We start from the raw sequence: 20,495 nt of genomic DNA, 5'->3' as shown, positions 1-20,495 counted from the left end.
GAATGAGTGGGTTTACATTATCAATCAATTTAGCAATCTCGATTGCAATTATATTATTATTAGTTCTCAAATTAAAAATCAACCCGATTATTTCTATGGTTCTGGCCAGTTTATATATGGGGTTATCATGTAAACTGGGAATTATTGATACGATTACAACAATTAACAGCGGCTTTGGTACCTTAATGACAGGAATTGGTTTTCCTATTGGTTTTGGAATTATGATGGGTCAGATTCTGGAGGATTCTGGTGCGGCGGAATCATTGGCAAAATCTATCTTAAAGGCATTTCCCGGTAAAAAAGCACCCTGGGCTTTGGGTCTGACTGCTTTCTTATTATCAATTCCAGTTTTCTTTGACGTTACTTTTGTGATTCTGATTCCGTTGGGAATTGCGGTTGCCAAAGAGACAAAAAGACCTCTGGCATATTTTGCAGGAGCAATTGCAATTGGTGGTGTCAGTTCACAGACATTTGTACCACCCACACCTAATCCGCTGGCAGCAGCCACAATTCTGAACTTTGATTTGTCCTATATCATTGTTGCCGGAACTGTCATCGGTCTGGCTGCGGCAGTATTTTCCATGTTTGTCTGGTTTCGGATGCTGGACCGTCCGGGCTTCTGGAACCCAGAAAAGGATGAAACCGGTATGCTGGATATGGATGCGGAAGTGGTCATAAGAAAGGATCTGCCATCGCCGATAGCAGCAGTTATCCCGATCTGCCTGCCAGTACTGGCAATCTTAATTGGTTCCTTCTGGCCGGTTGTGACCGGAAATGAAGCTCCTGTGATCATTCAGTTTCTTTCACAGAAAACCATTGCGATTTTATTGGGATTGCTGGCGGCTTATGTCATACTTTTAAAGCGGATGAGCTGGTCAGGGATCAGTGCCTCCGCCAGTAAATCTTTGCAGCAGGCAGGAGTGGTATTGTTGATTACTGGTGCAGGCGGTGCATTTGGTGCAGTCATCCAGGCGACAAATATTGGTCAGGTTCTGGTTGCAGGCTTGTCTGAAGGGCAGTCCTCCACAGTGCTGATTCTGACACTTACATTTGGCATCGGTGTACTGTTCCGTGTCGCTCAGGGTTCAGGAACTGTAGCTTCTATCACAGCGATGACCATTATGGCCTCAGTGGCTCCATCAGCGGGCTGTCACCCGGTCTATATCGCTTTGGCAGCTCTGGCAGGCGGTAATTTTATCGGTCATGTCAATGACTCGGGGTTCTGGGTGGTGACAAATCTTTCCGGAGCCAGTGTTACCGGCGGTTTAAAAACATATACCTGGAATACCATAACCCTGGCAGGTATGGCATTTATCCTGTCATTAGTTGGTGCCATGGTGATGCCAATGGTATAAACTTTAATAAAACAATGAAAAATAAGGAGTATGAATAATGGCAATGTTAGGAAAAGAAGTAAGAATGAGCCGACTGGTGAATCCGGAGAGTAATAAAATGATGGCAATCACAGTGGATCATGCAATTTCAAGGGGAATTGCTCTGCTAAAAGGACTTCATCAGATTCAGGAAACTGTGGATAAGGTTGTGAAGGGGCGTCCTGATGCAATCACCGTGACAAAAGGAATTGCTGAGCATTGTATGTGGCCTTATGCCGGTAAGGTTGCGATGCTGATGAAGATATCAAATTATTCGCCGGCAGAACCGACGAAAGACACGATTTTCGGATCGGTGGATGAGGCCGTTCGGATGGGTGCTGACGCTGTTTCTATGGGAGCGATGACATTTGGTAACTTTCAGAGTGAGCAGTTTGAGTCTATTGGCAGGATTTCTGAGGAGTGTATGGCAAAGGGAATGCCGCTGATCGGTCATGTTTACCCCAAGGGCGAGATGGTTCCTGCAGATCAGCAGACTGCATGGGAGAATATTGCCTATTGTGTACGAAGCGCCTGTGAATTGGGCATGGACATTGTAAAAACTACATATACCGGCGACCCAGATTCCATGGCTAAAGTAGTTGCCTGTGTACCATCCACATTTCGGATTGTGATTCAGGGCGGTGACAAGTGCAAGACATTGGAAGATTATCTGGTGATGACCAGAGAGGCAATGGATTGCGGTGTTGGCGGTGTTACAATGGGCCGTTTTGTATGGGAGTATCAGGATGTTACAGCATTGATAATCACATTGCGATATATGATTCATAAAGGGTATACCGTAAAAGAAGCGAAAGAGCTTCTGGCCCAGCTGGAGCATGACCGGAACTATGACAGTTTTTAACCGATGAGGAGATTGATTATGAAGATTGTAGTTTTAGATGGTTATACCGAAAATCCGGGAGATTTGAGCTGGGGAGCGTTGGAAGCTCTGGGTGAATTAACCGTGTATGACCGGACACCTGCGGATAAAGTTGTGGAGCGAATTGGCGATGCGGAGGTGGTGTATACAAATAAGACACCTTTAAATGCCCATATTATCAAAAACTGTCCGACTATAAAATTTATTGGTGTATTGGCAACCGGTTATAATATTATTGATATGGCTGCTACCAAAGCTGCCGGGATCGTGGTTTCCAATATTCCTTCCTATGGCACAGATGCAGTGGCTCAATATGCCATCGCTTTGCTATTGGAGCTTTGTCATCATGTGGGAGCACATTCTGACAGTGTTTTGGCAGGGGAATGGGCAAAGCATGAAGACTGGTGCTACTGGAAATATCCGCTGGTGGAACTGGCAGGGAAGACATTCGGTGTTATTGGCTTTGGCAGGATCGGCAGAAGAACAGCACAGATTGCATCGGCTTTTGGAATGGAAGTGCTGGCATATGACGAGTATTCCGATCAGATGGAGAAGACAGATTTTTGCCGGTATGTATCGATGAATGAACTTTTAGGACAGGCGGATGTTATCAGTCTTCATTGTCCCCTGACACCGTCTACAGAAAAATTGGTCAATCAAAGTACGATTTCCAAAATGAAGGCTGGAGTGAAGATTATTAATACTTCCAGAGGTGCATTGATTGATGAACAGGATTTATGTAATGCATTGGATAGCGGCAAGATAAGTGGTGCAGCGGTGGATGTGATATCCGAGGAACCAATCCGGGCAGATAATCCGCTGTTGCATACAAAAAATATAATTATTACCCCACATATTGCCTGGGCGCCGAAGGAATCACGGCAGAGGCTGATGGGTATTGCAGTTGACAATTTAAAGGCATTTGTCGATGAGAAACCGATTAATGTTGTAAACCAATAATACTGGGCAGGCAGGACGGCTTGATAGCCGAGTTCGATGAGCGGCTCTGGCACACCCTCGTGGAATTCGCCACGGTCTACAGCGAAAACAATGTGCGGTTCACATTCAAGGACGGGACGGAGATAAAGGCGTAAGCGCCACTGGAACAACAAACGGATGCTGTAAATTGCGGGTATCCGTTTGTTGGTATTTGTGAAAAATCTTTCTCATTGATTATGCTAAAGTCAAACGAATTAGGATTTAATAATACTTAAGCTCACTTTCATTAACAACGCCGCTATAAATGACTGTATAAAACGTATTGCCGTCGTATTCATATGCTGTGTAAGGCACCATTCTATTGTTTCTTTCAGTAAATTTTTCTACGGGTACAAATTGAGCAATCGCATCTTCTTTACTGTAAGAACTCACAGGAAAGTAAAAATCCTCGCCCTCGTTTGCCCAACCTTGATACTTTGCACTTATTACATGATACCTCTCCTCACCGGCCATAATTCATCCCTACACATAAATGTAATTTGTTTTCACAACTATTGATAAACATATTCATGCAGCCTGAACACCAAATTCTTGTTCTTAATCGCTATTGAGTTTTAGGCTGGACACATACGATTCAAAGGAGTTCACATCTGATTCCAAAGAACTGACCCTATCCTCTAAATCATCTTGGCTTGCCTCAATAATAGTCAACCGCGTGTTATAGCCCCGCAGAGTCATAATCACTTCAACCATTAACTCCTTTTCACTCAAAGCCATAAGAGCATCTTTTTCAGCCTGAATTCTCTCGGACTCAATTCGGGCTTCTTCTTCAGCCCGCTCTCTGGCGATGCGCTCACGCTCTTCCCATTTGAGCCGACTCTCTCCTCACAAATTGAAGGCACACAGGCCACCCTTGATGATATCTTAGACCCACATATTGAACAGAATACTAATCATAATGTTTCTGAGGTCATTAACTACATTAAAGCAACAGACTTTGCAACCGAGCGCCTGAAAACGCTGCCCCTGTGCTGCCGTCTCCTGCTGGAAACCCATGAGGTGCTGCTAAGTGATGTGCGTGACAGTGAAAGGAACCCCGGTGAGTTTCGCCGCAGTCAAAATTGGATTGGAGTTCAAGGAAGTACGCTGAAGACGGCAAGGTATATACCACCATCTCCGGATGATATGCAAAACGCAATGTCTGATTTAGAGAAGTACATGAACGAAACAGACCAAACCGACCCACTGATTAAAATTGCGTTGATTCACTATCAATTTGAAACCATCCATCCGTTTTTAGATGGCAACGGACGTATTGGACGGCTGATGGTTAACCTGTTTCTCAAAGAAAACAGACTGCTTACTTACCCGACACTTTATATTTCTTATTTCTTAAAACGGAACCGTATTAAATATTACGATCGGCTGACCGAGGTGCGGGAAAAAGGGACCTTTGAACAATGGGTCAAGTTTTTTCTTCAAGGTATTTATGAGTCTGCCGAGGATTCCATCGAAACCATAGATGCATTGGCTGCACTCCACGACAAAAATATTTCTATTGTAACGGCTACGGATACCCGGACAGGTATTCTGAAAAAGCTGTTTGCCCACTTAGAGCAAACGCCGATTATCGACATTAAGAAAACTGCCGCTGCGCTGGGGAATTCTTATAATACCACCTCCACCGCTGTAAAAAAGCTCATGAAACTTGGCGTCCTTGTTCAGGTAGATAATAGCAAGCGCGAACGCAGTTTCTCCTATGAGGAATACCTGGCGATACTTCGTAAAGATACGTAACCACAAACAGATATGCGTTCTGCCGATTCAAATCCCCTGCAAATCGCCGCCAGCACTGTGTTTTCGCAAAGCTGACGGCGATTGTTATTTTACTATTTTACTTCTATCCATAACCATTCTATATTGTTACTTCTGCATGTACAGATGTTTTTTAATAATAATATTATCTGCGGGTATTGAAAATAAGAATTTTGTTTATTTCAATAAATATTTGAAATAATAGATATTGGTGTGAATTGGACAATACATTGATAATTATTAAACAGAAAGGAAGCTGTTATGGCAGATAAAAATAATATGGAAGAGCTGTTCCGGCAAATAGACCATCACTTGCTTCATGACGAACGTCCATCGGAATATCTGGAAGAAATCAGCAGGGAACCGTGGTTTTTGGATTACCCGTTTTCCATGCTTTTAAAGATGAAGGAAACTCCTCAGTCAAAGCGGTACCATCCGGAAGGAAGTGTATGGAACCATACCATGATGGTAGTGGATGAGGCAGCAAAACGGAAAATGGAGAGTAAGGATGCCAAAACTCTGATGTGGGCTGCTTTGCTTCATGATATCGGCAAGCCGGGCGTGACGAAAAACCGGAAAGGAAAGATAACCTCATATGATCATGATTCGGAGGGAGAGCAGCTGGCAGTTGATTTTTTATCCTGTTTTTCCGGTGATGAATCATGGATCAGAGCGGTTGCAAAACTGGTCCGGTATCATATGCACATCCTGTATGTGACAGGAGGACTTCCTTTTGGCGATATTGCCGGTATGAAACGGGAAACAGATATCAGTGAAGTTGCACTTTTGGGACTTTGCGACCGGATCGGAAGGGGCGGAAGCATTCTGGAAGATGAAACAAAGGCGGTCAGGGAATTTCAGAAGAAAATGCGGAATATGTAGATTAAATTACCTCCATTGAGTCTCCTATGATAAAATGAATCATTTATTTCGGCTAAAAAGAAACATAGCCGGTTGAATTGTTATGCCGCTGTAGTTAAATATCTTCTTAGCATATAACATTGGGAAATAGCCAAACGGTCATTGTTGTATTATAATAAAAGGAAAGCTGCAAAAATCAATAAAATTACAGAGGTTTACAATGAAAATAAATTATGGAATTATATCAACAGCTGCCATCGGAAAACGCTTTATCGGTGCGGTGAGGGCCAACGGAGGGTCGGTGACCGCAGCTGCGTCAAGATCACTGGATACTGCAAGGGCATTCTGCGAGGAAAACAATATTGAAAAGGCCTATGGCTCTTATGAGGAACTTTATCAGGACCCGCAGATCACAGCTGTGTATATTGCCACCATAAACCGGGAGCATTTTCATGAGATGAAGCAGGCTTTGAATCATGGCAAGCACGTGCTCTGCGAGAAACCGTTTACGCTGTCAAAGCATCAGTCGGAAGAAATCTTTCAGCTGGCAAAGAAAAAGGGGCTGTTTGTTATGGAAATGCAGAAGAGCCTTTTTCTTCCGGTCACCGGTCTGATTAAATCATATATTGATTCAGGTTTGCTGGGAAAACTCCATCAGGTGGATATGAGTGCATCCTTTCAAAGCCCTAAGGCTACATGGATGCATGAAAAGGATCAGGGGGGAGTTGTTTACGGAAGCGCTTCCTATACCTTTGAATATCTGGATTTTTTACTGGAGCCTGCCGATGTAATCGTGCAGGCCCTGGGAACCAGAGGTAAAACCGGAGTACAGGATTCTGTCAGTCTTAATATAAAAATGGATGATGTGCTGATCAGCAGCCGCATTTCCATGCGTGGATCAGCGGAAAGCTTTGCAGTATTTTATTTTGAAAAAGGGTTTATAAAAACCAATGAATACTGGAAGGCAGACCGCTGTGAAATACATACCGGCCAGGGGATTGAGCAGATTGAAAAACCGGTGGATTTTGAGATGATATATGAGGTTGCACATGGGGATGAGTGCATCAGACAGGGGCTGACGGAGAGCCCGGTTATGACTGGTGAAAGAACTCTGCGCTGCTGTGAGATTGTGGATCAGGTGGCAGCAGCCTTAGAACGGCAGCAGGGGAGAGGAGAATGGTGAAAGTGGGATAATGGGGAACGAATGAGGACCGGAATTTATTGTAGCTGATTCCATAAGTAAAGTATGCAAACTTTCCTGCAAATCATTGGTTGTGTTCAAAAATTCCTGATGCACATCAATAAAAAATATGATACAATAGGAAAAAGTAATAATTGGAGGCGGTTATATGTTTGCAGAAGAAAGGCAGAATCAAATTGTAGCCCTTGTCAATAAAAATGGTTCTGTGCGTGTAAAAGAGCTCAGTGAAAAGTACCAGGTGACAGAGGACAGTATACGGAAAGATCTGACGTTTCTTGAAAAAAAGGGACTTTTGAAAAAGACATATGGCGGAGCCATGAAAAAAAGGGTGAATGTTCATGACTTGAATGTATCCCAGAGAAAGGACAAGAATATTGAGATTAAGCAAAAGATTGCCTCAAAAGCCATAGAACTGATCAAGGACGGGGATATGGTATTTCTGGATATTTCCACTGCGAATCTGGAACTGGCAAAGCTCATTATAAAATCCCCTTTAAATATCACCGTTGTCACGAATATGGTGGATATTATGCTGGAGTTTATGGTTCCCACCACAGCCAGGCTGATTTTTATTGGAGGGTCGTTCAGCAGTGGAAAGGATGGGTTTGTGGGAAGCTTCACCAATGAACAGATTTCAGATTTCCGGTTTGACATTGCTTTCATGGGAGCGGTTGGAGTCGATGTGTTTGAAAATAACGTTTCGACCTATATGGTGGAAGATGGGCTTACAAAAAGTGCGGTGCTGGAAGTGAGTAAAAGCGCCTTTATAATGCTGGAGACCAGGAAGTTTAATACCGACGGCACCTATAAATATGCAAGAATTGATAGTTTTACCGGTGCGGTAATGGAAAATATGCCACCGTCCGAAATAGAAGAAAAATTGAAGGAATTTAATATTGAGTGTTTATAAATATGAAAGTTCAGGTCAAAAACATGCTTTTCCGTTCCGGCGGGGGAAGAGCATGTTTTTTTTATCCAGAGCCAGCAGGACTCTCTCATTATATTTCATAAGGACTAAAATACTGCTCAGGGGTAAATATCTTTTATAAATAAAAAGTAATAAATAACAATAATAACTACGTTGACAAAAATAAAAAGAAAGAATATACTGAAATTAGAAAAAATAATAAAAAACGATAAAAAATAATAAATAGGAGGAAAAAATATGGAGAATCTGATAATGACAGACCGCATCACCATCCTGAAGAAAAAGATGCTGTCAGAGCCGAGATATGCTTCTATTGAACAGGCAAAAATCATCACGAATACCTACAGGATGAATGAAGAGAAACCAAGAATAATCCAGCGGGCATTGTCTTTAAAGGCGGCATTAAAACAGATGGAAATCCACGCTGAACCGGAAGAACTGATTGTAGGCAACCGGACAGCCGGGGTACGGTATGGAGTTGTCTTTCCGGAAAGCGGAAGTACCTGGGTAGACCGGGAGTTTGAAACACTTCCTACAAGGTCACAGGATCAATTTGAGGTCAGACAGGAAGATATTACATATTTCCGCGAGGTGATCAAGCCCTACTGGAAGGGAAAATCTCTGGAGGATGTGCTGCGGGAACGCTACGGGAAAGAAATCGACCACATTGCAAAGGTGGTGAAAATCAACCAGAAAGACCATGCCCAGGGACATATATGCCCAAACTGCAGGGAATGGCTTCACAAAGGTCCGGCAGGAATTAAGAGGGAGGCAGATGACCGCTTAAGGATCGCAGGCGGGCGGCAGAGAGAATTTTTTGAAAGTGTGTCCATTGTGATGGGCGGAGCCCTCCATTTCATGGAGCGCTATCATAAGCTTCTGCTGGATATGGCACAGCAGGAAGAGGAGGCAGACAGGCGCAGTAATATGGAGGAAGTTGCCCGCATCTGCAAAAAGCTGTCTGAACAGCCGGCGGAAACCTTCCATGAGGCGGTACAGTCTTTGTGGTTCCTTTTTGTGATTCTCCACATGGAATCCAATGCTTCCTCTTTTTCGCCGGGAAGGATGGATGAATTCCTTTGGGAATATTTTGACCGGGACAGAAAGGAAGGGCGCTTAAATGAGCAGAAAGCATTGGAGATTATTGAGTGCCTGTGGCTGAAATTCAATGAGATCGTATATATGCGCAACGCCAATAGTGCCAAGTTCTTCGCAGGCTTTCCCATTGGATTTAATATTGCCATAGGAGGACAGGACGCAGAAGGAAATGATTTTGTCAATGATCTCTCATTTCTTCTGTTAAAAGCCCAGGAGCACTTGGGGCTTCCTCAACCCAATCTATCCGTAAGGCTTCATGAGCATACGGGGGATGACCTTTTAAAGCAGGCAGTGAAGGTGGTTTCCATGGGAAGCGGTATGCCTCAGTTTTTCAATGATAAGGCGGTGATTCCCTCTCTGGAAGATCTGGGAGTCGATAAAAAGGATGCCAGGGATTATGCCATCGTAGGCTGTGTGGAACTTACCACTCAGGGAAACAGCTTAGGCTGGAGCGATGCCGCCATGTTTAACTTAAATAAGGTCCTGGAGCTGACGATGACAGGAGGAAAATGCCTTTTAACAGGGGAACAGCTGGCGCCCGACTACGGAGACTTAACCACCTATGGAACCTTTGAAGAGCTGGAAGCTGTATTTCAAAGATACTTGGATGAATACATGGATTTGATGGTAAAGGCCTGTGAGGAGGTGGAAAAAGCTCACATAGACTTACTTCCCTCCCCATTTTTGTCCTCCGTTATTGATGAATGCATGAAAAAGGGAATGGATGTGACCGCAGGAGGAGCCCGCTATAATTTTTCCGGGATTCAGATGATCCAGGTGGCTAATTTAGCAGATAGTCTGGCAGCTCTAAAACTCCTTTTATTTGATAAACATAAGGTGGAGGCCGGTGAACTTCTGGAAGCTCTTAAAAATGATTTTAAAGGAAAAGAAGTGCTGCGCACCATGCTTTTAAACAAGGTTCCCAAGTATGGCAATGATGTGGACTGGGTAGACCGGCTGGGGGTCAAATGGGCGGAATATTTCAAAAAGCGTTTATCTGGGTATACCAATTACAGAGGCGGTAAGTATCACACCGGCATGTATACAGTCTCTGCCCATGTCCCTATGGGAGAGAATGTAGGGGCTTCCCCTGATGGAAGGCATGCAGGGCAGCCTCTGGCAGACGGTGGAATGTCCCCTGTATATGGACGTGATATTGCAGGGCCTACGGCAGTTTTGAAATCCGTATCAAAGCTGGATAAAAACTTGACTACAAACGGTGGTTTGCTTAACATGAAGTTTTTGCCGGAATTTTTCCGCACACAGAAAGGGATCGATAAGTTTACCTTGTTTTTGAGGACCTTTGTGGATCTGGAGATTCCCCACATTCAGTTCAATGTGGTCAGGAAGGAAGAGTTGATTGCAGCCAAGGAAAAACCGGAACAATATCGCAGCCTTACGGTCCGGGTAGCCGGCTATACCGCTTATTTTACAGAGCTTGCCGATGAACTCCAGAATGAGATCATTGCAAGAACCACCTATGGGGATATCTGATGGGAAATACAAAAAATATGGAGGCAATCAATATGGAAGAGAGGGCGGTAAAAGGTACTGTTTTTGATATCCGCCGCTTCTCCACCCATGACGGTGGTGGAATCAGGACGACCGTGTTCTTAAAAGGCTGTCCCTTATCCTGCGTATGGTGTCATAATCCCGAGGGGATCAGCACCAGGGTAAGACCCCTGCATTTCCCCAATAAATGCATTGGCTGCCGGATCTGCTGCAGCCTTTCGGAAAATGGCGGTGTTGTGATGACAGAAAAGGGAATCAGGCTGGATATATCAAAACAGGAGAACTGGGATCAGATTATTGAGGAATGCCCCTCCGGAGCGATCTTGTGGGACAGCAAACGCATGACCGTTGATGAAGTGGCGGAAGAGGTGCTTAAGGATGCTTCTTTTTATAAATACGGCGGCGGCGTTACCCTTTCAGGAGGTGAACCTCTGCTTCAGCCGGAATTTGTTCTCTCTTTTTTAAAAGCGATGAAGAAAAGGAACATCCATACGGCGGTGGAGACGGCTCTCCATGTGCCAGAGGAAACTCTGGAATCTGTACTTCCCTGGCTGGATTTGATTTATGGGGATTTTAAGATTTTTGCTCCGGAAGTGCATAAAAAATATATCGGCCAAGGGAATGCACGGATTAAAAAGCACATAGGCCTTTTGCTGGATTCGGAGAAAAGGGATCAGGTCATAATCCGTACTCCCATGATTCCAGGTGTAACCACAGGGGAAGACAATATTGCAGAAATCAGCCGGTTTATTTCCGAGGCTTACAGTGAGGTATCTTATGAAATATTAAATTATAATCCTCTGGCAGAAGCCAAGTACCGTCTTATAGATAAGACATATTGTTTTAAAGAGAATCCAAAGCGTTATTCCCGGCAGGACATGGAGCGTTTTGCAGAGATCGCCAGATCAAACGGGGTAAAAAACATAATCATAGAATCATAAGAAGGAGAGGTTGCAAAGGTATGAAATTTATTATTGACGATGCAGATATTGAGAAAATCAGGGAGTTGTACGCCACATTTGCAGTAGACGGCGTTACTACTAACCCTACGATCCTGGCAAAAAGCGGAAAGCAGCCATTTGAAGTCCTGAAGGAGATTCGTGATTTCATCGGGCCGGAAGCAGAGCTTCACGTACAGGTGGTTGCGGCAGATGCGGAGGGAATGTTGGAAGAGGCCCACAGGATACGGAAGGAACTTGGAATAAACACTTATGTAAAGGTCCCCACCACGAAAGAGGGGCTGAAAGCCATGAAAGCCTTGAAAAAAGATGGGACTAATGTGACGGCCACCGCGATCTATACCCAGATGCAGGCATATTTAGCAGGAAAAGCAGGAGCCGACTATGCGGCACCTTATGTAAACCGGATCGATAACCTGGGAGCAAACGGCGTTAAGACTGCAAAGGATATCCATGATATTTTCAAGAAAAATGGATTAAAAACAGAAGTATTGGCGGCTAGCTTTAAAAATTCCCAGCAGGTGCTGGAACTTTGCCAGTATGGGATCGGCGCGTCCACGATTTCCCCTGATGTCATTGAGGGACTGATCAAAAATGATTCTGTGACCATGGCGGTAAGCGCTTTTGTTAAAGATTTTGAAGAACTGTGCGGCACAGGCAGGACCATGAAGGACTGCCGGTAATTAAAAAACTCTTAAAGCACGTTTTTTCCGGTTGGAAAGGAGAGGGAATTCCCATGCTGACTGATAAAGCTCTGCGGATTATAAAAGTACTTGTACTTAATAAAGATACTCCTATAACTGTGAAGATGCTGTCCGTAATGCTGGATATGTCTGAACGCACGGTGAACACCTATTTAAAAGAGGTGGGAAGCTTTTGCGAAAATCATGGGATCACCTATGTTGGAAAGCGGGGAGTAGGCGTTTATCTGGAGCAGAGCGGTGGTTTAAAAAATATGAAATCACCCTTTTTAGAAAATCCCGCACAGGAGTGAAGGCTGAAGGTACGGAGATGGGGTTTCGCTCTGCCTTGGCGGCACTGTGCAGAGAACAGGAGAAAGAACTTGAGGAGAATGGTCCTTCCTATGATTACAGGATTGGAAGCCATAAGGCAGGGCACTTAAACCAGGTTTATGAAAAAAGTCTTGTGCAGGGAGTTTGCCAGGCACTCCAGCTGTTTGAAACAAAGTCGCATATGGTTTTTGTGGATCATAGCTTTATCATGATGGCGGAATATCTTTGCGTTCAGATAAAACGCATGGGAAGCGGCCATGTGATCAGGGAGGAAGAACTGGCCTTTCTTTCCCCTGAGGGAAAAGGGGATGCTCTCTCGGAAAGCCTGGCAGACACCCTGGAGTTTGTCTGCAGGGTACAATATCCTGCAGAGGAACGAAACTATGTTTATCTGCTGCTTTCCGGAGCGTAATTCCAGAGTCACAGATTTTGGCCGTTTTATCAACACTTATATTTGGTTTTTAGCATAAAACTGTGGTTAGCCCCCCATTATGGGAAAACTAACCACATAGTATTACAAGTTAACTAAATGACATTGGCTCCTGAGCAGTAACCTTCCGCTATTTTCCGGCAGGACAGAGGCAGCATTCACTTCCCAATAGAAAGTGTTCAGCGGTTATAGAATTCCCAGGAACGCTCCCAGGAAAGCTTTTTGCCGGGCAAAAGGCAGATGGGGTAAAAGACTTCCACCGATATTAAGTGATCCACCGCCCAGATGTCCACCTGACAGGGGCGAAAGCCTTCTGTGACCTTGATACCGGCTTTTGATGAGGAATGAATCATTTCCCAGGAAAAGGTATCACAGGGCATGATATCCTGTTCCGGTATGGAGTATAAGGCGGAGCTGGGATTATACCCGGTAAAGGTAAATCCCTGCTCCTGGTATTTGAGGGTTCCGGGGAGGATTCCGGCTTGAGGCCGGATTCCGGGAAGGCTGATGTGATAGCCGTCCCCCAGAGGCAGATGCTCGATCGTTAAAAAGTTGTGGCAATATTCCTTTGCCTGGATTTCCCGGCTTCCTGTGTTGCGTAATACGGTGCGGCAGATCAGACGGTTTCCTTCTACGGCAATCTGCCGTTTCTGGAACCAGCCATACCCCGGGCCCATAGAAGCCTCCATGCTGAATACGGCGGAATTGCCGGTTAAATTCCAGGTCAGGGGAAAGGGCTGCACCTCATACGTCTCATAGAAGCAATAGGGTGCCTGGCCTTTCTTTTTCATAAGGCCGATACCGGGCTTCGGAAAAAATGTATCAGGAGCTGCTTCTGAGCACATCAGAGGCGCAATGAATTCACTGCACAGCCCCAGCCCGCCGGAGCTGGGATGAGACAGGTTCTCTGGTTCAGAAGTGCAGAATTCCAGTTCCCCATCCAGAAGTACAGAGGTTATGAAGCCTGATCGGTCAAAGCGGCAGGTGGTGTTGGGAAAGGTTCCCGGTTCTGCCAGAGTGACTTTCAGTCTGTCGGTGGAAAGTGTCATATGAGCCCCCTTTATAATTCCAGATAGTCAAAGCCAAGTAACCCGGCTGTCATGCCCAGCTCCGTCAGCCAGTTTCCGTCAGCCAGGGCGTAATGCTGGGTGACGCCGAATTGCAGAAGCTTTTGAAACAGTTCTTCTGCAGGCAGTCTGGGCTTTAGAAGGCCGTGGGAGTAGCCGGCCAGGAAGTAATCGCATTCCACTGCATCTAAAACTGTGGCGGCCATTTTAAAGGAACCGTCTTTCTGGGAAATGTGGACCATGGTTTTTTCGCCGGGGCCGATCAGATGCCAGGCAAATGGGGCTCCGGCGTGTTTATAGCCGGATTTTGCAAAGCGGGTGTCCAGGGATATCTTCGTCCTGCCTGTGGGACAGGTATAGTCCTGTGGGCCTGCGTGTCCTGCGGCAAAGGTCCCGTCCTGAGAATTGATATAAAACGGTTCAATAAAATTTACATGGCAGCCGGACAGCTTTTCTAAGATGTAACATCCTAAGCCGCCTCCTAAGTCCCCTTCCGGCACGACCATGAGATCGTCGGTGCCGGGACAGGGAGAGAAGCCGGGACGGAGGCCGATCCGTTTTAACAGCATGGTATCCACATCATTTAAAACCAGCAATTCCACGCCTGCGTTTCTGGCTAAGGATTCCATGGCAAGAGAGGCCTCCACAGAAGCGAACATCTGATCCATCTGAAGCTCTCCTTCATGAGGGTACGCCGCCAGTATATCATTGACGGCCGCCCAGGTTTTTTCCGGGGGCGTATTTGCAATTTCTTCTTCCAGGCCGGAAACGGACAGAAAGCGAAGCTCAGGACCGGCATTCATAAAAAAGCTGTAAGGGTCAACGTATGTGGACCACATGACCTCGTTAAAGGATGGCAGCAGTCCAAAGGCAGTATTCTTTAGTTCATTTCTTAAGGCTGCACAACGGGAAAAGGCTTCCGTTTCTCTCATCACACGGTCTAAAGAGCCTGTGACCGTATGAAACATAGGCCGGTGAAAACGGGCAATTGAGCCGGAAGCCTCAAGGCTTCCCACAAGACCGCCTGCGGCCAGGAAATCCACAAAGGTATCCTCTGTAAAAGAATCGGAGAAACCGGGCCGTTCCTCTGTAATTGCAGCAAAAAGGATGGGGACAGGAGGCATGTCACGCAGAAAACGAATCCAGGCGTAATCATCGGACCAAGACAGGAACATGGCAAAAATCAGGTCCGGTTTTTGGGAAGAAAAGGCCTTCATGGCATGGTCCAAATCGCCTCTGGTATAGACGATTCCCGGAAATACCGTATCGGCAAAGATAAAATGTGACAGCAGGCTGGAGGCAGCTTCTTCCTTTCTTTCATAGAAAAAACCGTGCTCCGTCCCCTCGCCCAGGCGGTAGAACCTGGGCGTTGAAATAAGCAAAATGCCAATGCTTGGCTTCTTTAATGTTTTCATAAACAGTCCTTTCTGTTTATATACACCATTATTCGGGATTGAATTGAATATGCTTCTTGGCGGCAGCAAGCCGTGTCTTGTCCAAGGAGGCCTTTACATGGTTGTATTCCCGGCTGGCAACGGCCGTATAAAGGACGTCAATGACCGTAAGCTGGCCGATTCGGGAGCCCGTGGGGCCGCTGCGGATCAGTGCTTCCGCCGATGAGGAATAGAGACAGATATCCGCCATTTTGGCCAGAGGATTCTTGGAATACTTCGTAAGGCTTATCAGGACTGCACCGGACTGTTTTACGGCCTCCGCGGTCTCTAAAATGTCTTTCGTGTTGCCGGAATAGGAAATCAGGACGGCCACATCGGAAGGGCTTAAAAGGGAGGCGTTTAAGATCTGCTGGTGTGGGTCGGCGGTCGACATGGACAGCTTGTTGATCCGGACGAATTTATTGCAGGCATCCATAGCCACGTAACCGGATACAGCCACTCCGTAAAAATCCACTCGCTTTGCACCGGCTATGGCTGCAACGGCTTTTTCCAGTTCATCTGATTTTAAAACCGAGAGGGTATTCTCAATCGCCCTGATATCATTTGCGCAGACCGTATTTTTAATTGAATCTACAGAATCACCGGGCTGCACATCCCCATAATCATCAGAGGACAGAGACTGGGATTGAACCAAGTCCACCGAAAGCTCCCGGCAGAGCGTTTTGTAGCCGTCATATCCGGCGGATTTGCATAAGCGGACCACGGTTGAAATACTGGTTCCGCAGGACTGAGCCAGTTCGTTGATGGACATTTGTATGACATCGGAAGGAAAATCGATGATGAATTGTGCTAGGATCTGTTCCTTTGATGTCAGGGAATTCATTAATTCTTTCAGCTTGAAACGACAGTCTGCCATATGGCTCTGCCTCCTCTCCCGGTTCGTATTTTAGGTTTATTATATCAAATAATGGTATCAATAGTAACTAGAAAATAAATATTGTGCGGCTCCCCGCAGAGGGACGTAATCAGAATCAGAATCGGAAATGGTGCGGATTTCCATGGGAGCAGCAAAAAGCCCTTCTTTTAAAGCCGGAAGAAATAAATCGGCGGACTTTGATATGGCGCCTCCCAGAAACAGCAGCTGAAATCCATTTTCCATTACGATGGGCAGCAGGATGGCGGAAAGATGGGTCCCCATTTCCATAAACACCTGCTGTGCTTCTTTTTCTCCGCCGCGGGCAAGGTCTGCAATGGTCTTTACTTCTGTATCCTCCCGTAAGAAGGGGGAGAGCTCCCTGTAGCGGCGGAGGATCCCTCGCTTTGAAACGTAATCTTCGGCAGTTTTTCCCAGATAGGGACGGCCGAAAATACTGATGCCGGGCCCGCCGGAGGGATTTTCTAAAATATGTCCCTCAACCATGGAGGCAAATCCCAGACCGGTTCCGATGATGACGCCGCAGAGCCTCTCCGGAAGGGGAGAAAGTCCGGCGCATGCTCCAAGAAGGAACGCAGTGGAATCATGGAGAAAGCATATGGATAATTCTCTGCCAATGCCCTTAAACAGCCAGGGCTTTAAAGAACTGCCGAAAACTGCTTCATATTTGTGGTGCATGAAGAACCGCCCGTTTTCATAGTCAAAAGGACCGGGAATGCAGAATGCACATCCGGATGCTTTCACCTGCAGTTTTTCTTCCATAAGCCTTGCGCTGTGCCCCAGCTCCCAAAAGGCTTCCTGAATTTCTTCTTCCGTTCCGTCGGAATGGACCGGAATGGAGAAAAAAGAATCCTTTATTACATTATTTTTATATACAAAAGCGGCTTTTAAGGAGGTTCCGCCCCCATCCACGGAAAGAATGCAGGAATCAGAGCTCTTCATTTTCAAATCCGTCCTTTAACAGGGTCTTGTGCATGGTTACAACCCCATCCCCTCTGTTGATCACCTCATAGGGACCGAAGCCTGCAGGCACGATGACCATATCCAGATAATCCTGAATAAAGTAACGGTCCGGCCTTGAAAGGGAACGTATCATGCATTGTTCTCCTTCCACCAGAACCAGAACGTGGAAGCGGTCTGCTGCTTCATCTTCATACCCCTTTGTAAAGCGTACGTTTCTCAGGCTGAAATAAAGAAGCGGATGTTCCCCTACGATAGATTCTAAAAAGTCGGTGCCTTCCCGCAGGAGCCTGGGCTTCTGAACCAGGTTTTCTTCCACCCAGGAAGCTTTGCGGGTTCTGTCTAAGACCTTTTCTCCGTGGAAGGTGTGGATCGGGCGGAGATTGCCATCCAAGTCCTGCCGGAGGTAATCGTACATCTTATAGGTATAGGAGCCAATGGTAAGGCTGCCGATTTCCAGGATGACCTGGTTTCGCCCGGAAGCGTGGATGGTTCCGGCGGGAATCATGAACTGCATGCCCGGCTTTGACGGAAGGGAATGGACGTATTCATCGTGGTCAAAGCCTATCTTTTCTCTTTCCGCCCGCTTCGTCTTTTCAATAAAATCTTCCACGTCCGCCTGTTCGGTAAAGCCGCAGTAGGTCTTGGCCTCCTGTCCGGCAGTGACTATGTAATAGCTTTCATCCTGGCGTCCCAGTTCGTCATTATGCTCCCTGATATAGCTGCTGCCCGGATGGACCTGGATGGACATATTGCCGCTGGAATGAAACGTGTCGTCATAATTAAAGCGGATGGGGAAATAGCCGTGAAATTTTTCGGCGGCAGCTTCCCCCATGAGCTTCGGTCCAATAATTTGAACGAAGCAGTAAAAGGGGAATTCCATCATAAGCTCCTTCATGTCGGCCACAATGGAAACCTCCATGGGGATCAGATCAAAGACCCAGGCACAGTTCTTCATTTCCTTTGGCAGACTGCGTAAGTGCTGGACATAATACCCGCCCCATACGCCTTCAATATAGACCGGACGGCAGCGCAGCGGATAGGTCGTCATGGTGGAAAACAGGGCTTTTAAATGCTCCGTGGAAATCATCTGTATACCATCCGGATTGTCTCCTGCCAAATAATAGCTGATGATGCCGTCCCGTATGACCTCCTGCCGGATGGGAAAGCTGGCCTCAAAGTCGATGTAATAGCTGTGCCGTATCATTTCATTATAGGTTCCCTGCTCTTTGATTCCCAGGTTGCCGCATTTCCCGGCCCTGATGTTGAGTATGGTCCGCTTCTGAGTCATATCCATATAAATTTTCAAATCATAGAAAGGGCGGAGGGCAGGGATGAGCGCTCCGTTTCCATACACGATTAAGAGCCCGTCTCCGTGGCTCCTAAAGTCCTCTGCCATTTGTATCATATGGCTGATCTGATCCGGTTCCATCAGGCCTTCCATACCGTCCTGATACAGTCGGCCGTAAAGAAGAACCGGATCCGTTTCCCTGTTTTCCGGCAGATAAGGAAGGAGCTTGTCGTGAAGCTTTTGGCTTTCTATCCACAGCATGTCCGTGGAAAGGGTGGTGACCTTTATCCCTTTTAAGGCTGCCTGAATGGATATCTGACCGGCCAGCTGTTCAAATGGGGCGCTGATAAAGCCGTCTATTGCCAGGACGCAGAATTTCTGCTCCTGAAGGAGGAGCTGCGTCTCAGATACCAGCTTCTTTGCCGTGTCAACTGTTGTTTTTGTAATGGAAGAACAAAATTCTGCTCCCATGGGGATGTGATTGACCGCTTTGGGGTCATCATAGGGGTGGGGATTAAACATAAAGCTCATAATCATACCTCTTTTCCTAAAAATTACAGTACTTTTTGTTAACTTCATTTTACATGATTATTTTCATAAATGCAATATTATTTTCAAAAATAAATACTATTTATGATAAAAATTTTTATAATGGCATAAAAAGAAAAAAATAGAAAAAAGCCTTTTATATAGAAAAAATAAATAAATAAATAAAAAAAACAGAAATATTATTGGATAAAATTTTAACAATAAATAGAAAAATAAAGATTACGGTGAAAATATATGTCAAAAAATATTTCGAAAAATGATAAAAACTATTGACTTTTAAAAACTCAGTTACTATAATGAGATTATCAAAAACGTGAGAATTTTATAAGAAAAGGAAGTGGGAGCATGACATGGTTAAAAAAGGCCCGGGGCGGAAAAGGATTGAGGTACTTAAGACGGAACTGGATGTTGTATGCAATGATTTTGCCGGGAATCTTGTACATCATCATCTTTAAATATTTTCCCATGTACGGAATTACTATTGCGTTTAAGGATTATAACGGAATTTCTGATATTTCCAGAGCCCCATGGGTGGGAATGGAGAATTTCACCAAACTGTTTTCCACAAGGGCCTTTCAGCGGGCGCTGGAAAATAATATCGTCATCAGCCTTGCCAAGCTCCTGTTCGGATTTCCGGTTCCGATTATCATGGCTCTTATGATAGACAGTGTCCGGAAAAGCGGAATGAAACGGCTGGTGCAGACCTCTGTCATACTTCCTAATTTTATTTCCTGGGTAGTGGTCTACGGTCTGATGTATGCGATTTTTTCTCCCAGTACAGGGGCGGTGAGCCAGCTTCTTCAATTTCTGGGGTATGACGGGAAGCTGCCTGACATTCTTTCCTCTAAGGAAACTTTCCGCAGCGTCATTGTCGGCTCCCATATCTGGAAAGGTGCAGGAATCGGCACCATTGTCTATCTGGCAGCCATTACGGGAATTGACCAGCAGCTTTATGAGGCGGCGGCCATTGACGGGGCGGGACGTTTCCGCCAGATGTGGCACATCACCCTTACGGGAATCCGCGCCACAATCATCACCCTTCTCATCTTCCGTGTGGGAGAGGTCATGTACGCAGGCTTTGACCAGATTTACGCCATTTCCAATGATGCCGTTATTTCGGTGGCGGATATAATTGATACATATGTGTTCCGGATCGGACTGGAGCAGAGAAAGTTTTCACTGGCCACTGCGGCAGGCCTTTTCCAGTCCCTGGTGGGTCTGGTGCTGGTGCTGATTACGAATAAGATCGCTGTTAAGATGGATCCGGACAGCGGAATCATGTAGGAGGAGA

Annotated in this window: 19 protein-coding genes; 13 read left to right on the top strand and 6 right to left on the bottom strand. The window is 45.7% G+C overall.

Annotation, left to right across the window (positions count from 1 at the left end; genetic code table 11):
- Positions 1 to 2: 2 nt before the first annotated feature.
- The 3 genes from K401_RS0100610 to K401_RS0100600 are packed head-to-tail and all read left to right on the top strand — an operon-like array spanning position 3 to position 3,213.
- Complete coding sequence (locus K401_RS0100610) at positions 3 to 1,355, top strand: GntP family permease (protein WP_024291145.1); 1,353 nt, start codon at positions 3 to 5, stop codon at positions 1,353 to 1,355.
- 37 nt (positions 1,356 to 1,392) lie between these two features.
- Positions 1,393 to 2,235, top strand: a complete 843-nt coding sequence (locus tag K401_RS0100605; RefSeq protein ID WP_024291144.1) for a class I fructose-bisphosphate aldolase — start codon at positions 1,393 to 1,395, stop codon at positions 2,233 to 2,235.
- Between the two features lie 18 nt (positions 2,236 to 2,253).
- Entirely contained in the window at positions 2,254 to 3,213 is a 960-nt protein-coding gene (locus K401_RS0100600) for a D-2-hydroxyacid dehydrogenase (RefSeq protein WP_024291143.1), read from the top strand.
- A 240-nt stretch (positions 3,214 to 3,453) separates the two neighbouring features.
- Here the strand turns inward: K401_RS0100600 and K401_RS0100595 are convergent, their stop codons facing one another.
- The gene (locus K401_RS0100595; RefSeq protein ID WP_024291142.1) at positions 3,454 to 3,705 is read right to left on the bottom strand and encodes a hypothetical protein; all 252 of its coding nucleotides are present in this window, start codon (positions 3,703 to 3,705) and stop codon (positions 3,454 to 3,456) included.
- A gap of 270 nt (positions 3,706 to 3,975) precedes the next feature.
- On the opposite strand from K401_RS0100595, the gene K401_RS0100585 reads away from it, so the two are divergent.
- The 9 genes from K401_RS0100585 (at position 3,976) to K401_RS0100545 (ending at position 12,991) form a co-directional block, all read left to right on the top strand.
- The gene (locus K401_RS0100585; protein WP_027352235.1) at positions 3,976 to 4,989 is read left to right on the top strand and encodes a Fic family protein; all 1,014 of its coding nucleotides are present in this window, start codon (positions 3,976 to 3,978) and stop codon (positions 4,987 to 4,989) included.
- Positions 4,990 to 5,268: 279 nt separating this feature from the next.
- The gene (locus tag K401_RS0100580) at positions 5,269 to 5,889 is read left to right on the top strand and encodes an HD domain-containing protein (protein WP_024291139.1); all 621 of its coding nucleotides are present in this window, start codon (positions 5,269 to 5,271) and stop codon (positions 5,887 to 5,889) included.
- Between the two features lie 199 nt (positions 5,890 to 6,088).
- Positions 6,089 to 7,051, top strand: a complete 963-nt coding sequence (locus K401_RS0100575; protein WP_024291138.1) for a Gfo/Idh/MocA family protein — start codon at positions 6,089 to 6,091, stop codon at positions 7,049 to 7,051.
- A 166-nt stretch (positions 7,052 to 7,217) separates the two neighbouring features.
- Positions 7,218 to 7,979 carry a DeoR/GlpR family DNA-binding transcription regulator gene (locus tag K401_RS0100570; RefSeq protein WP_024291137.1) on the top strand — a complete coding sequence of 254 codons (762 nt, stop codon included), beginning with the start codon at positions 7,218 to 7,220 and terminating at the stop codon, positions 7,977 to 7,979.
- Between the two features lie 255 nt (positions 7,980 to 8,234).
- Positions 8,235 to 10,589: a glycyl radical protein gene (locus K401_RS0100565; RefSeq protein WP_024291136.1), complete on the top strand. Its 2,355-nt coding sequence runs from the start codon at positions 8,235 to 8,237 to the stop codon at positions 10,587 to 10,589.
- Positions 10,589 to 11,548 (top strand): glycyl-radical enzyme activating protein, encoded by a 960-nt coding sequence (locus tag K401_RS0100560; protein ID WP_242842286.1) that lies wholly within the window; start codon positions 10,589 to 10,591, stop codon positions 11,546 to 11,548. Before K401_RS0100565 ends, K401_RS0100560 begins: the two co-directional genes overlap by 1 nt.
- A gap of 20 nt (positions 11,549 to 11,568) precedes the next feature.
- Complete coding sequence (locus K401_RS0100555; RefSeq protein WP_024291134.1) at positions 11,569 to 12,249, top strand: fructose-6-phosphate aldolase; 681 nt, start codon at positions 11,569 to 11,571, stop codon at positions 12,247 to 12,249.
- A 53-nt stretch (positions 12,250 to 12,302) separates the two neighbouring features.
- On the top strand, positions 12,303 to 12,560 hold the full coding sequence (locus K401_RS0100550; protein ID WP_024291133.1) for an HTH domain-containing protein: 258 nt from the start codon (positions 12,303 to 12,305) through the stop codon (positions 12,558 to 12,560).
- A 17-nt stretch (positions 12,561 to 12,577) separates the two neighbouring features.
- Complete coding sequence (locus K401_RS0100545) at positions 12,578 to 12,991, top strand: hypothetical protein (protein WP_024291132.1); 414 nt, start codon at positions 12,578 to 12,580, stop codon at positions 12,989 to 12,991.
- A 197-nt stretch (positions 12,992 to 13,188) separates the two neighbouring features.
- On the opposite strand, the gene K401_RS0100540 is transcribed toward K401_RS0100545, so the two are convergent.
- From K401_RS0100540 to K401_RS0100520, 5 genes are read right to left on the bottom strand one after another with little or no spacing between them, the layout of a single operon-like run.
- Entirely contained in the window at positions 13,189 to 14,058 is an 870-nt protein-coding gene (locus K401_RS0100540) for a hypothetical protein (RefSeq protein WP_024291131.1), read from the bottom strand.
- Between the two features lie 11 nt (positions 14,059 to 14,069).
- The gene (locus K401_RS0100535; RefSeq protein WP_024291130.1) at positions 14,070 to 15,491 is read right to left on the bottom strand and encodes a hypothetical protein; all 1,422 of its coding nucleotides are present in this window, start codon (positions 15,489 to 15,491) and stop codon (positions 14,070 to 14,072) included.
- Positions 15,492 to 15,519: 28 nt separating this feature from the next.
- Positions 15,520 to 16,386, bottom strand: a complete 867-nt coding sequence (locus K401_RS0100530; RefSeq protein ID WP_024291129.1) for a MurR/RpiR family transcriptional regulator — start codon at positions 16,384 to 16,386, stop codon at positions 15,520 to 15,522.
- 57 nt (positions 16,387 to 16,443) lie between these two features.
- Entirely contained in the window at positions 16,444 to 17,346 is a 903-nt protein-coding gene (locus tag K401_RS0100525) for an ROK family protein (protein ID WP_024291128.1), read from the bottom strand.
- Entirely contained in the window at positions 17,333 to 19,186 is a 1,854-nt protein-coding gene (locus K401_RS0100520) for a class I mannose-6-phosphate isomerase (protein WP_024291127.1), read from the bottom strand. The genes K401_RS0100525 and K401_RS0100520 overlap by 14 nt, the downstream gene beginning before the upstream one ends.
- A 363-nt stretch (positions 19,187 to 19,549) precedes the next feature.
- On the opposite strand from K401_RS0100520, the gene K401_RS0100515 reads away from it, so the two are divergent.
- Positions 19,550 to 20,488, top strand: a complete 939-nt coding sequence (locus tag K401_RS0100515) for an ABC transporter permease (RefSeq protein WP_024291126.1) — start codon at positions 19,550 to 19,552, stop codon at positions 20,486 to 20,488.
- The last annotated feature ends 7 nt before the right edge of the window (positions 20,489 to 20,495 follow it).

It is taken from the genome of Lacrimispora indolis DSM 755 (assembly GCF_000526995.1).
GTDB lineage: Bacteria > Bacillota > Clostridia > Lachnospirales > Lachnospiraceae > Lacrimispora > Lacrimispora indolis.
The sequence above is the reverse complement of the archived record's forward strand: the minus strand, read 5'-3'. Positions and strand labels throughout refer to the sequence as shown.

Bases quoted from the DNA above. Each gene is read 5' to 3' on its own strand.
- K401_RS0100610 (WP_024291145.1), top strand. From the start codon at position 3: ATGAGTGGGTTTACATTATCAATCAATTTAGCAATCTCGATTGCAATT.
- K401_RS0100605 (WP_024291144.1), top strand. From the start codon at position 1,393: ATGGCAATGTTAGGAAAAGAAGTAAGAATGAGCCGACTGGTGAATCCG.
- K401_RS0100600 (WP_024291143.1), top strand. From the start codon at position 2,254: ATGAAGATTGTAGTTTTAGATGGTTATACCGAAAATCCGGGAGATTTG.
- K401_RS0100595 (WP_024291142.1), bottom strand. From the start codon at position 3,705: ATGGCCGGTGAGGAGAGGTATCATGTAATAAGTGCAAAGTATCAAGGT.
- K401_RS0100580 (WP_024291139.1), top strand. From the start codon at position 5,269: ATGGCAGATAAAAATAATATGGAAGAGCTGTTCCGGCAAATAGACCAT.
- K401_RS0100575 (WP_024291138.1), top strand. From the start codon at position 6,089: ATGAAAATAAATTATGGAATTATATCAACAGCTGCCATCGGAAAACGC.
- K401_RS0100570 (WP_024291137.1), top strand. From the start codon at position 7,218: ATGTTTGCAGAAGAAAGGCAGAATCAAATTGTAGCCCTTGTCAATAAA.
- K401_RS0100565 (WP_024291136.1), top strand. From the start codon at position 8,235: ATGGAGAATCTGATAATGACAGACCGCATCACCATCCTGAAGAAAAAG.
- K401_RS0100560 (WP_242842286.1), top strand. From the start codon at position 10,589: ATGGGAAATACAAAAAATATGGAGGCAATCAATATGGAAGAGAGGGCG.
- K401_RS0100555 (WP_024291134.1), top strand. From the start codon at position 11,569: ATGAAATTTATTATTGACGATGCAGATATTGAGAAAATCAGGGAGTTG.
- K401_RS0100550 (WP_024291133.1), top strand. From the start codon at position 12,303: ATGCTGACTGATAAAGCTCTGCGGATTATAAAAGTACTTGTACTTAAT.
- K401_RS0100545 (WP_024291132.1), top strand. From the start codon at position 12,578: ATGGGGTTTCGCTCTGCCTTGGCGGCACTGTGCAGAGAACAGGAGAAA.
- K401_RS0100540 (WP_024291131.1), bottom strand. From the start codon at position 14,058: ATGACACTTTCCACCGACAGACTGAAAGTCACTCTGGCAGAACCGGGA.
- K401_RS0100535 (WP_024291130.1), bottom strand. From the start codon at position 15,491: ATGAAAACATTAAAGAAGCCAAGCATTGGCATTTTGCTTATTTCAACG.
- K401_RS0100530 (WP_024291129.1), bottom strand. From the start codon at position 16,386: ATGGCAGACTGTCGTTTCAAGCTGAAAGAATTAATGAATTCCCTGACA.
- K401_RS0100525 (WP_024291128.1), bottom strand. From the start codon at position 17,346: ATGAAGAGCTCTGATTCCTGCATTCTTTCCGTGGATGGGGGCGGAACC.
- K401_RS0100520 (WP_024291127.1), bottom strand. From the start codon at position 19,186: ATGAGCTTTATGTTTAATCCCCACCCCTATGATGACCCCAAAGCGGTC.
- K401_RS0100515 (WP_024291126.1), top strand. From the start codon at position 19,550: ATGACATGGTTAAAAAAGGCCCGGGGCGGAAAAGGATTGAGGTACTTA.